This is a genomic window from Microbulbifer sp. THAF38, assembly GCF_009363535.1.
GTDB lineage: Bacteria > Pseudomonadota > Gammaproteobacteria > Pseudomonadales > Cellvibrionaceae > Microbulbifer.
In genome coordinates, this window is the sequence record NZ_CP045369.1 from 326,763 (window position 1) to 338,522 (window position 11,760).

An 11,760-nucleotide genomic window follows, 5' to 3' on the forward strand; every position below is an offset into this window, starting at 1 on the left:
ATCGTGAGGAATTTTTTGTGTGGGATTTTTGTAGAGCCACAACGAAAAAAGGCCGACTCTTTCGAGTCAGCCTTTTTAGAATTGGTGCCCAGGAGAGGACTTGAACCTCCACGACCGTTAGGTCACTAGCACCTGAAGCTAGCGCGTCTACCAATTCCGCCACCTGGGCAAATCAACGTGTGCTCCGTTGAGGACGCGAACTATAGAGATCCGCAGAGGGGGTGTCAACGGTTTCTTTGCGTTTTTTTCAACATTCTCGCCGGAGGTCTGGAAATGTGTTGAAATCGCTTATAATGCGTTCAACAGCGGCGAAACATTGAACAAAAAACTCTCTACCCCCGCCGCCAGTCTATGACCGGATAACCTCCGGAAGCCGCCTTAATAGGCGGTTATCTCAACAACGGATGCTGTTTTGACACACAAAAATACTTCAGAGCCCCTCAACGCTGATCCCCATGCCCAGCGCGAGGCGGAAAAATATGAAAAGCCTATTCCCAGCCGAGAGTACCTGCTGCAACTGCTGGAACAGCAGGCGGAGCCTGTGCCCTGGGAGTTTGTCGCCGACCTGCTGGAACTAGAAGATGAGGATCGGCGTGAAGGGGTGCGCCGGCGCCTTATCGCTATGTCCCGCGATGGCCAGATCGCCAGTAATCGCGCTGGTGATTTTGGCGTGCTGGATAAGATGAGCCTGGTTCGCGGTCGAGTGATTGGCCACCGCGACGGTTTTGGTTTCGTTGTACCTACGGATGGCGGCAGTGATCTGTTTTTATCCCATCGACAAATGCGCAAGGTATTTGATGGTGATGAGGTGCTGGTACGGGAGACCCCCGGAGGCTTTCGCGGCAAGCGCGAAGGTGCTGTGGTACGGGTAATTAAGCACAATACCGAGCAGTTGGCTGGGCGCTTGTACAGAGAAAATGGCATCTGTTTTGTACGGCCAGATAACCCCCGCGTGAACCTCGATGTGATGGTCGCGGCGGAAGATGCCGCCGGTGCCGAACACGGCCAATATGTGGTGGTAAAAATTGTTACCCAACCTGGGCGCGACCGCGTACCCCAGGGGGAAGTGCTGGAGGTGCTTGGCGATCACCTGGCACCGGGTATGGAAATCGATGTCGCGATTCGCAATTATGGCATCCCTCATGTTTGGCCCTCAGCCCTACAGGCGGAGGTGGATGCCATTGCCGATGAAGTACTGGAAGAGGATAAAAAAGCGCGGGTAGATTTGCGCCAACTACCCCTGGTCACCATCGATGGTGAGGATGCCCGCGACTTTGATGATGCGGTCTATTGTGAGCTGTTGCCCGACAATAGCTGGAAGCTGTTGGTGGCCATTGCCGATGTGTCCCACTATGTACGCCCCGGTTCGGTTCTCGATGAAGAGGCCCACAGTCGCGGCAACTCGGTTTACTTTCCCGATTTTGTCGTGCCCATGCTGCCGGAAAAACTGTCCAATGGGCTCTGTTCATTAAATCCAGAAGTGGACCGGCTGTGTATGGTGTGCGAGATGCACATTGATCGTCGCGGTGAAATTGCCGATTACCGTTTCTTTGAAGGCTTGATGCGCAGTCATGCACGCCTGACTTATACCCAGGTAGGGCAGGTTTTAGAGGAGCGCGACATTCGCGACAGCGGCCTGCGCAAACAGTACGCGGCTCTGGTCCCCCACCTGGATAATCTGCACGACTTGTATTTGGCGCTACGCAGTGCCCGCGATCGGCGCGGGGCGATCGATTTCGAAACGACAGAAACCCGCATTTTATTTGACAGTGAGCGCAAGATTGAACGCATCGTGCCGGTCACCCGTAACGATGCGCACAAGCTGATTGAAGAGTGCATGCTGGCGGCCAATGTCTGCGCGGCCAGCCTGATGGAACTGTCGGAATTGCCGGCACTCTACCGTGTGCACGATGCGCCCAAAGAGGAAAAACTCAGTAACTTACGCGAATATCTTGGTGAATTGGGGTTGCGCCTGCCCGGTGGCTCGGAGCCCCAGCCCGCGGATTTCCAGGCGTTATTGGAGCAGGTAGAAGGGCGTGCCGATGCCCATATCATTCAGGTAATGTTGCTGCGCTCTATGAACCAGGCGGTATATCAGCCGGAAAATCGCGGTCATTTTGGTTTGGATTATCGCGCCTATGCGCATTTTACCTCACCAATTCGCCGCTATCCCGACTTGTTACTGCACCGCGCCTTGCGCTGGTTGATTCGCAATGGCAGTGCCAATGAGCCCGCAGTGGTGCAGAAGATTTATACCGTACCTGGCGCCAGGTCTATCGATCGCGAGCAGATACTGCCCTACGATATGCCGGCGATGCTGCAGCTAGGCGAGCAGTGTTCCATGACCGAGCGCCGTGCCGACGATGCCACCCGCGACGTAGTCAGCTGGCTCAAGTGTGAATACCTGCAGGACCATGTGGGTGAGGTCTACTCCGGTGTGATCAGTGCGGTGACAGGGTTCGGTCTATTTGTTGAACTCAACGACCTCTTCGTTGAGGGGTTGATTCATGTGACTGCGTTACCTAAAGACTACTACCGCTTTGAGCAGGCGCATCAGCGTTTGATCGGCGAACGCAGCGGCAAGCGTTACCACCTCGGTGACTCGGTTACCGTTCAGGTGGCGCGGGTAGACCTTGAAGAACGCAAGGTCGATTTTATTCTTGAGGAATTAGTACCGCGTCAGAAAGCTTCCCGTGCTAAGAAAGAGACGACCAAGGTCAGTGCTCGTGCCATGGAAATGGCGGTGGAGCATCAATTGGAGCGGGAGCGACTGGGCAAAGAGAAAAAAGAGAAAAAGGAAAGTAGCCGAAAGTCGACTGTCAGCCCATGGGGAAAACGTGCAGAAACGACAGCGGAGGTAGCACCAATCCGCAAACGCAAGGTCGGCTCCAAAGAGGCGGTACCTGTAGAGGAATCTGCAGAGGATAAACCCCTTACTGCCGAGAAAAGATCGAGCGAAGAAGCCGACAAACAAAAAAGTGATGAGCCAAAAAAGCGCCGAGGTAGCAAGCGCACCGCACCGCGCAAAGGCGGTAAACGCCCTGCAGTAGCTGCGCGCAAGGCTGCACAGAAAGCGGAAAAGGCCAAAACACGCAGTGGCAAAGTTAAAAAGAAGAAGAAAGTTTCTTCTACCAGTAAAAAGAAAAAGTGATCGAGGCATAAGTTGAGCCAAGAATTGGTATACGGCCTGCACGCAGTGCAGGCACTATTAAAGGGGTCCCCGCAAAATGTGCAGGAATTACTGTTATTGCGTGGGCGCAAAGACCAGCGCCTACAAAAAATTATTCAGCAGGCGGAAAAAAATGATATTGCCCTGCGCTTTGTCGACCGCCGCACCCTGGATGACAAGGTGGAAGAGGGAGCCAATCATCAGGGTGTTATCGCACTTTGTGCAGAGAAAACCCAGGTCCTGGACGAGAAATTCCTGTTGGGGATGCTTGAGCAACTCGATCAAAAAGGTGAGGCGCCTTTCCTGTTGGTGCTGGATGGTGTGACCGACCCGCACAATCTGGGGGCTTGTTTGCGCTCAGCAGAAGCCGCCGGTGTGCACGCGGTAATTGCGCCAAAGGATAAGTCTGCGGGCCTGACTCCCACTGCCCGCAAGGTGGCCTGTGGTGCGGCCGAAGTTTTACCCTTCGTTACTGTGACCAATCTCGCGCGAACCCTGCAGCAGTTGCAGCAGGCCGGCGTATGGATATTCGGCGCGGCGGGCGAGGCCACCCAGGATGTCTATCAATCTCAACTGACAGGCCCGTTGGCGCTGGTCATGGGGGCCGAGGGCAGTGGCCTGCGTCGATTAACGCGGGAGCACTGCGATCATTTAATTAAAATTCCCATGGCCGGTGAAGTCAGTAGCCTGAATGTCTCTGTCGCCACCGGCGTCTGTCTGTTTGAAGCGGTGCGTCAACGCAGCGCCTGATTATTTTATTTTTTTTACTGCCTATCCCGACGCTAACCAAATAGCGGGATAGGCAGTGTTTCGGCGTAGCGCTTCACACGCAAATTCCTTTCTTCGCTCTCTCTCCGCTAATCACTGCTAGATTTTTTCAACTATCACACTGTGATTTCAGTGTGCAGTTTTCCTTTTCACACCGCGGGTAACATGCTTGCGGAGGATTTTCCTTAAATATCCGGGAGTAGCGGTTTGTACGCCTGGCCAAAAAAATTATTGCGACGTCGATCGAGCAGTGCGCATTTCGCAGAGTTAGTTCACCCTCATATTCGTCAACTTTACCGCATGGCTTTTCGCTGGACAGGGAGCCGTGAGGAGGCCGAAGACCTGGTGCAGGATGTATTGGCCAGTCTGCTGGCGCGTTCTGTGGTGCTGGAAAATATTCAGCGCTTGGGTCCCTGGTTAATCAAGGTGCTTTATCACCGCTATGTAGATCTCTATCGCAGGCGCCGGAGTTCCCCAGTGGATGAAGATGTCGATTGGGAAACGGTAATTTGCAGCACCTCTGAAGAGGGAATCAGTTCCCAGGTGGGAATGCAGCGCGCCTTATTGCAGGCTCTGTCGAAACTCGATGCCGGTTGGCGCGATACGGTATTACTCCACGATGTCGAGGGCTATTCCCTACTGGAGGTGGCGGATATTTTGGACATCAGTGTGGGCACAGTGAAATCGCGCCTACACCGCGCACATAAAAAATTAAAAAAAATGCTCAGTGAGGGAACCTATAGCGAGAGCCATCCGTGTTAATAATCAGAGGACAAGCCAATGCTGAAATATGACTCTGAAGAATTTTCCAGTGATGAAAAGCTGCGCAGTCAACTCCGATCCCTGCCGATTGAGGAGCCTGGCGAGGATTTAGAAGAGCGCATATTGAAGTCTGTAGTCGCCGAGCAGGGAATCAGTAAATCCTACTCTCCGCTGAAATTGTACGTCAATGAATACCAGCGGGTCGGGCAGCTGGCAGTGGCCGCAGGCTTCTTAGTCGTCGTGACGCTGGTATTGATACTGGCCATCTCAAAAGATGCGCCTCTGGAAGCTTCGCCGGTTTACACGGAATTAGAAGTTGGACCAGTTGTTAGCCGGCCAGTACATCTTGTACTGCACAGTAGTCGCCAGATGCCGGGTGCACTAATCAGAGTCACTTTACCGGAAAATATGCGAATGGATGGTTATGCGAGCAGTCAGGTATTGCAGTGGCAAGCGGATATTGCCGCAGGGAGTAACCGCTTATCGCTGCCGGTACAAATTCTCGGCAAAAAAGGCGCCGGGGAAATATTGATTGAGGTGGAGTATGGCGGGGTGAGCAAGCGTCTGCGCCAGCGCTTAACGCACTTGTAAATCCTGCTGCTCAATGGAATTCGATAGCTTCTTTTGTCACAACCTAGAGGTAACCAAGCGATGTGGAAGAAAGGATTAATAGCAGCAGGTGTCGCTGCAGCCGTCATGTATACCAGCCCCTTAATGGCACAGGAGGCAGCGGAAGACCTGGATGTCACTCTCACCGTGGTTGAGGAGGGGCAGGATGCGCAAGATGTGGTGAACAATATAGAGTTGCCGCCGGATCTGCAGGAAGTTGCCGAGGAGACCATCGCTGCGGTGATGGAAGCCGTGGCGGCTTCTGGGCAAGGTGCCGAGCACAGTGAGGAAATTGAGGCGAGAATGCGGGAGGCCATCGCGCGCCAGCATGAAGTTATTACCAGTGCGCGACTCTCAGCGGAAGCTGCCAGGGAGGAGGCTCTGCGCACAGCCGAGGCGGCCAGGGAAAATATTGAAGAGGCCGTAAAAAGCGCAATGAATGGTGCAGACATTCAAGGTGTGATTGAACAAGTGATGCAGGACATCCTCAGTAGTTTGCCCGAAGACATTCGCGAGCAGATCACTATGGATCTCGATGGACTATTCGAACAGGTACAGGATGATCTACCCGATGGGCCGGATGCCTGATTAACGGTTGTAGTGAATCTTTTGACAGGGAACGTTTAGAGGTAATTCACAGTGCAAAATGGGCGGATCGGAATCGTGCTATTCACGCTACTGACATTGGTATCTTCGTTATCAGTGGCTGCGGGGTCCTTCAGTGAAGCTACGGAGGCTTTCAAACAGGGAAAATACCGTAAGGCCCTTAAGCACTTTGAAATTGAACGTGAGTCTGGCAACAACTCTGCGAAGCTCAGATACAACATTGGTGTTACCTTGATGAAGCTTGAGCGTTATTCGGAGGCTACGATTTATTTTCACGGTCTCTTGAATGACGCTCGCTGGCGGGATCTCGCTCGTTATAACTTGGCTGTTGCGGCGGAGCGGACCAATCGCGAATTGGTTGCGATCAAACACTACCGCATTGTGCGGGAGGGGGCGACCACGGAAAAATTGCGAGATATGGCCGCCCGCCGCCTGCGTTTACTCGCAGAAGATCATCGCGGTGAGCGTGAGAGACCCTGGTTGGCCACTGCCAGCTTAACGGTTGGTAATGATGACAACGCTTATGCGCTACAAAATGAATTGTTGGAAGAAGCTTCGATCGGGGCAGACAATTTTGCTGAGTTGTTTGCCTGGGGGCAATACCGCCTAAGAGGCACTCCGGAAAACGGGTGGCGGGTGCACGGTTATGGATTTGGTCGTAAATATAAAGACTATGAGAATCTCGATCTGGCCAGCGCCCGAGCTGCTTTTTCCCGTGATCGCCGTTGGTTTGGCTGGTCCACGGAGTTGGGGCTTGCTGTCGAGACGGTGACATTGGGAGGTGAGCCGGTTACACAGCAAGCGCGTCTTCTGGGTAAAATTTCAGGAAATTGGGGGCGCTCTATAATCGCTTTTTCCTATAGCCCCGGTTACTACTTCGGCGGTGATGAATATGCTTATCTGGATGGCTGGCGCCAGTTCTTTGACTTAAGTTGGCAGCGCTCACTTTTTTCAACCGAGGCGAAGTTATTTTATCGTTTCGATTACAACGATCGGGAAGGCCAGGTAAAAGCTGAAGGAGATTACTACAGCTATTCCCCTGCCCGTCACACCTTGGGGGGAACCCTGGTCTGGATACCCTCTCCGCGCTGGAATTTATCCACGGGGGTGGAGTATCGCAGTAGTCTTTATAACGAAAACAACCGTATTACCGATAGTGAAGGCAACGTGGACTCCTACTATAGGGAGTCTGATCGGCTGAGGTCCTGGTTGGGAGCGAAGTTTCGCGTTACTCCCAATTTCCACATTAATGGGAAATATCAGCTTATTGATAATGAGGAAAATCGGGATATCTACACTTACGACAAAAGTGAATACAGTTTAGGTATTGGTTATAGCTTCTGAGCCTTTCCTGTAATTGCTGGGGGGAGCCAAAACTGGCTCCCCCGAGTGCTGCCTACTATTTTGCAGTGAATATTGTATTTATACTCATTTCTGCAGTTGCCAATCCTTATTCATTCTATTCAGGATTGATGGCTAGGTTATTTAGATAGTGATAAGTTAGCTTGTGATCAAAAATGTCTGTCGGGTTTTGGTCTGACAGGAGATTAGTTACCCTGTTGCTAAAAAATGCATAACTCGATTGAAATAAAGCCGGTCCCCAGCTGAGTCTGCGAATGCCGGCCTTCCAGAGTTGTGCAGGCTTTTCCATGCCGGGTAAGAGCATTAAATTAAGTGGCATACTGATTTCTTTTGCTAGCTGTTGGGTATCTATTGGGGATATTAAGCCCGGTATAAATCCTCCGCTGGCACCGGCATTCTGGTAACGCGCTAGTCTTTGTATAACTTCCTTCAGAGCTTCTTTGCTGTTGTCCGCGTCGTTTAGGTAAACGTCGGTTCTCGCATTGATAAACAATGGCCGCGTCTTTCTCGCCGTTAAAGTGGAGCGGATAGCTAGAATTTTTTCTTCCAATAATTGTGGGCTTCCGCTGCCATCCTCGATATTGATACCGACTACACCCAGATCACACAAAGTCTCAACTAATTCGGCCACCCGCGCAGGGTCGGTGCTATAGCCATCCTCGATATCGATAGAAACCGGTACGTGCGAAACGCGCAAAATACGCTCAATAGCTCTTAGGTGCTCCAATATTGGCAAGTTACCGCCATCGGCATAGCCCAATGACCAGGCTACAGCGGCACTACTTGTGGCAATAGCGGGAGCGCCGGCCGCTTGAGCGAGTTGTGCACTGGCCGCATCCCAGATATTGGGAAGAATTAAGGGCCGGTCGCCCTGATGTAAAGCGTTGAATTGTTCGAAGTGGGTAATAGCCATCGAATTTCCCCTAGCGATGATTTTTTGGTTGATCCAGTGGAATGGAAATTACTTCGAATTTTTCCTTGGTTTTCGGCTTGGTTCCGGCCAGATTCGGAAGCGAACAACCGGAAGTGAGTAAAAAGAGCAGCGGTAGGGAGGGGGAGCACTGAAATAGCAAAGAGTGAAATATTAATGAAAAGAGCGGGTGTTGGGCGTTTGGGAATAGTTGATAGCTTGGCGCCAGTGCTCATCAACCAGCGCCAAGAGGTACATCTCCTTAGTGGGAGCCTGTCGGCTGCTGGGTCAGCCAACTGTCCACTTCGGCGATAATTGGACGTGGATTTTTGATCCAGCTCAGGTGGGGGTTGCCTTTCGGATAGGTGGCGGCCATCTCGCGGGTTTCGCCATCCACAATAGCTGCCAGCTTGCGTGCAGCCTTTACTGGTGCAAAGGGGTCGCCGGCCAGGGCGATATGCAGGGTGGGCTGGCCGCTGGGCTTGTGTTCCCCGAAGTGTTTTTCCGGGGCAAAGCGGCCGCTGAAAATAGAGCGGGCCCAGTCTTTCATTAACTTGCGCGCTTCGCGCCAACCAAAGCCCATTTTCGCGCCGGGAAAATAGCCGAGCAGACTTGAGGTAACACTCACAATTGAGGCAAAAAGCAAAATGGCATACCGGTGTAGCCCGCTCCAGCTGCGGTGGTCCACATGCCCGGAGGCGATGGTGACAACTCTGGCGTTGCCGGTCAGGCCGGCGCGTGCTGCCAGGGTGCTGGTTTGTCCGCCGATACTGTGGCCGAGGATCAGGGCCGGCCCACCGGGGAAGGATTCTTCCAGCAGTGCCAACAGTTGCGGGATAAAGGCAAATACCAGATCGTCATAGCCGTAGTCGGCACCGCGGTTGGGCCTCGGCAGGCTATCGCCGGTGCCCGGTAGCTCAGTGATAGCGGTGCTGTAACCGAGCCGCTGCAGCTCCTGCAACAAGAGCTGATAGCGATTGGCGGGAACGCCCATGGCGGGAATCACCAGGGCAAGGGGGCCTTCGCCGTTGCGAACGGTGTTGACGGGCACCTGGAAGGCGCCAAAAGTAAGGTTGTGGGTTTCTTGGGGCATGGTACTTCTCCCTACAGAGGGAGGCACTATATGCCAGCTCGCCGCCACAAACCCATGACCAGAACGCGCAGTTCAGTGGCTGAATCTACACAAAGACAGGGTTTCGCTGGGCTGAGGCCCAGTGTGGCAAGGGTGGTCTCTGAGGAGGCGGTTGGGTTAATTGCTCAACTTGCTCCCGAGTTGGAGAAGATACTGCCCTAGAGTAATTGGTTAACTTGCAACCAATCCCGCAACTGCCTAGAATACGCCGCCCGCAATGGGCTCGGTTTATCCGCACCCGTTGTACTCCTTGCCTTACCGGACTGTCCGGAAGGCTGATTAACCCGTAAGGAGCTAAAATGCGTCATTACGAAATTGTATTCCTGGTTCACCCGGACCAGAGCGAGCAGGTACCTGGCATGGTGGAGCGTTACACCGCTGCCATCAAGGACACTGGCGGTGAAGTACACCGTCTGGAAGACTGGGGCCGTCGCCGTCTGGCTTACCCGATCAACAAGATCCACAAAGCCCACTACATTCTGATGAATGTTGAGTGCACCGAAGAAGCTCTGGAAGAGCTGACCACCAACTTCCGTTACAACGATGCGGTTATCCGTAATCTGGTAATCCGTGAAGACGAGGCGATCACCGACGAGAGCCCGATCATGAAAGCGGAAAAAGAGAGCCGTGAGCGCAAGGCTGCCCGTGCAGAGCGCACCGAGCGTCGCGAGCGCGCTGAAGAAGAGCAATCTTCTTCTGACGACGCGGAAGTATCTTCCGATAACGCTGAAAGCGAAGAATAAGGGGATTATCAGATGGCACGTTTTTTCCGTCGTCGCAAGTTCTGCCGTTTCACCGCTGAAGGTGTTAAGCGTATCGACTACAAAGATCTCGATACCCTGAAAGCCTACATCTCTGAGACTGGCAAGATTGTTCCAAGCCGTATCACCGGTACCAAAGCCAAGTATCAGCGTCAGCTGGCCTCCGCGGTCAAGCGCGCGCGCTACCTGGCCCTGCTGCCGTACACGGACAGCCACGAAGCCTAAGCCGCAGTTTGCTTAGACTCATTAATAGAGAAGCTATCTAACTATGCGCGCCGTAGCTGAGTTTATTATGCGCGGGCGCGTGCGGGCGGTGATCCTCACCATGGTGGGGATACCGCTGATAAGCCCGGCAATCCTCGCTCTAGTGAGTTTGCGCCGCGGCAGCAGTGAAGGCCTGATGGTTTTGGCCTGGGCACTGTTGCCGATCGTTGTTATGGGCATGAGCGGCAATGTGCCACCACTAGTGACTGGCATTTCCGCCGGCCACTTCGCTGCAGTATTCTGCGGCGCCATGGCACTGCGCAGTAGCCGCTCATGGGTCGCTGCACTGTTCACAGTAACGGCGGCCTCGGCGGTGGGCATATTGCTCACTTCCGCCTTCGGCGGCGGCTTGTTGCAGGGCTTTATGCAGGCGCTCGAAAGAGCGGCGGAGCAGCCCAATACGGTTCCGATGGAAGAGCTGAAGCAGGTGTTCTCAGGCGAATTGCAGATCACTGGATATCTGAGCCTGATATCGGCAATGAGTGCCACACTGGCTTTGGTTCTGGGGCGCTACTGGCAGGCGCTGCTGTACAACCCCGGCGGTTTCCGCCAGGAGTTTCACCAGTTGCGTATGCCGGTATGGCTGGCGGCACTGAGTATGCTGCTGTGGGTGGTGAGCCTGGTGACACCGGGTTACGCCTTCTGGGGCGCGGTGATCGCCTTCCCCATGGTGGTTGCAGGCATCGCCCTGATTCACTGGCTGGTCGCCAGTCGCGGTTGGGGGATTGGTCCCCTAGTGGCGATGTACGTGATGCTGGTGATTGGTGGCCTACCCCTGGCTGGATTCCTGTGTGGTTTGGCTCTGGTAGATAGCTGGATAGATATTCGCGGGCGCTCCGCAAAGTAGGCGCGCTTCGCACAATACAGAAATTGAGGAAACCGAGATGGAAGTTATTCTGCTCGATAAAGTAGGCAAACTGGGCAACGTGGGTGATCGCGTTGAAGTTAAAGCCGGTTTCGGCCGCAACTTCCTGTTGCCGACTGGTAAGGCAATTCCGGCTACCGCAGCCAACGTTGCTGAGTTCGAAGCCAAGCGCGCTGAACTGGAAGCCGCAGCAGCTGCCAAAATGGCAGAAGCTGAGAGCCGCGCTACCAAGCTGGCCGACCTGGTTGTAACCATCGCTGCCAACGCTGGTGACGAAGGCAAACTGTTCGGTTCTATCGGCACTCGCGATATCGCCGACGCAATCACCGCTGGTGGTGTTGAAGTCGCCAAGGCTGAAGTGAAGCTGCCGGAAGGCGCTCTGCGCGAAGTGGGCGAGTACGAAGTAGACGTACAGCTGCACTCCGACGTGACTGCTGTAGTTAAAGTCGTTATCGAAGCCGAGTAAGGTTTTGCCGACAAGCAGTTGGTGCCACAGGCGCCAGCCGCGCTACAATCGGGCGCTGTACCCTACCGGGTCAGCGCCTGTTTTGT

At 53.8% G+C, this 11,760-nt stretch carries 12 protein-coding genes and 1 tRNA gene; 10 read left to right on the forward strand and 3 right to left on the reverse strand.

Features of this window, described 5'->3' with window-relative positions:
* Window positions 1–82: 82 nt before the first annotated feature.
* Window positions 83–169, reverse strand: a tRNA-Leu gene (locus FIU95_RS01345).
* Between the two features lie 243 nt (window positions 170–412).
* Here FIU95_RS01345 and rnr point away from each other — a divergent pair.
* From rnr to FIU95_RS01375, 6 genes are all read left to right on the forward strand, one after another.
* A complete protein-coding gene (rnr, locus tag FIU95_RS01350) occupies window positions 413–3,151 on the forward strand; it encodes a ribonuclease R (RefSeq protein ID WP_152450787.1) in 2,739 nt (912 codons plus the stop codon).
* 12 nt (window positions 3,152–3,163) lie between these two features.
* Window positions 3,164–3,919 (forward strand): 23S rRNA (guanosine(2251)-2'-O)-methyltransferase RlmB, encoded by a 756-nt coding sequence (gene rlmB, locus FIU95_RS01355; RefSeq protein ID WP_152450789.1) that lies wholly within the window; start codon window positions 3,164–3,166, stop codon window positions 3,917–3,919.
* A 225-nt stretch (window positions 3,920–4,144) separates the two neighbouring features.
* Window positions 4,145–4,699: an RNA polymerase sigma factor gene (locus tag FIU95_RS01360; RefSeq protein WP_152450791.1), complete on the forward strand. Its 555-nt coding sequence runs from the start codon at window positions 4,145–4,147 to the stop codon at window positions 4,697–4,699.
* Between the two features lie 18 nt (window positions 4,700–4,717).
* Window positions 4,718–5,290 (forward strand): hypothetical protein, encoded by a 573-nt coding sequence (locus tag FIU95_RS01365; RefSeq protein ID WP_152450793.1) that lies wholly within the window; start codon window positions 4,718–4,720, stop codon window positions 5,288–5,290.
* 60 nt (window positions 5,291–5,350) lie between these two features.
* On the forward strand, window positions 5,351–5,896 hold the full coding sequence (locus FIU95_RS01370) for a hypothetical protein (RefSeq protein ID WP_152450795.1): 546 nt from the start codon (window positions 5,351–5,353) through the stop codon (window positions 5,894–5,896).
* 75 nt (window positions 5,897–5,971) lie between these two features.
* Window positions 5,972–7,258 (forward strand): hypothetical protein, encoded by a 1,287-nt coding sequence (locus tag FIU95_RS01375; protein ID WP_152450797.1) that lies wholly within the window; start codon window positions 5,972–5,974, stop codon window positions 7,256–7,258.
* 115 nt (window positions 7,259–7,373) lie between these two features.
* Here the strand turns inward: FIU95_RS01375 and FIU95_RS01380 are convergent, their stop codons facing one another.
* Complete coding sequence (locus FIU95_RS01380; RefSeq protein ID WP_152450799.1) at window positions 7,374–8,189, reverse strand: isocitrate lyase/phosphoenolpyruvate mutase family protein; 816 nt, start codon at window positions 8,187–8,189, stop codon at window positions 7,374–7,376.
* Between the two features lie 259 nt (window positions 8,190–8,448).
* On the reverse strand, window positions 8,449–9,279 hold the full coding sequence (locus FIU95_RS01385; RefSeq protein WP_152450801.1) for an alpha/beta fold hydrolase: 831 nt from the start codon (window positions 9,277–9,279) through the stop codon (window positions 8,449–8,451).
* A gap of 338 nt (window positions 9,280–9,617) precedes the next feature.
* Here FIU95_RS01385 and rpsF point away from each other — a divergent pair, with 338 nt between their 5' ends.
* Genes rpsF through rplI form a run of 4 tightly spaced genes read left to right on the forward strand, consistent with a single transcriptional unit; the run spans window position 9,618 to window position 11,674 of the window.
* Window positions 9,618–10,061, forward strand: a complete 444-nt coding sequence (rpsF, locus tag FIU95_RS01390) for a 30S ribosomal protein S6 (RefSeq protein WP_152450803.1) — start codon at window positions 9,618–9,620, stop codon at window positions 10,059–10,061.
* A gap of 12 nt (window positions 10,062–10,073) precedes the next feature.
* A complete protein-coding gene (rpsR, locus tag FIU95_RS01395; RefSeq protein ID WP_108731487.1) occupies window positions 10,074–10,304 on the forward strand; it encodes a 30S ribosomal protein S18 in 231 nt (76 codons plus the stop codon).
* Window positions 10,305–10,347: 43 nt separating this feature from the next.
* Complete coding sequence (locus FIU95_RS01400) at window positions 10,348–11,190, forward strand: hypothetical protein (protein WP_152450805.1); 843 nt, start codon at window positions 10,348–10,350, stop codon at window positions 11,188–11,190.
* A gap of 37 nt (window positions 11,191–11,227) precedes the next feature.
* Window positions 11,228–11,674, forward strand: a complete 447-nt coding sequence (gene rplI / locus FIU95_RS01405; RefSeq protein WP_152450807.1) for a 50S ribosomal protein L9 — start codon at window positions 11,228–11,230, stop codon at window positions 11,672–11,674.
* Window positions 11,675–11,760: the final 86 nt, after the last annotated feature.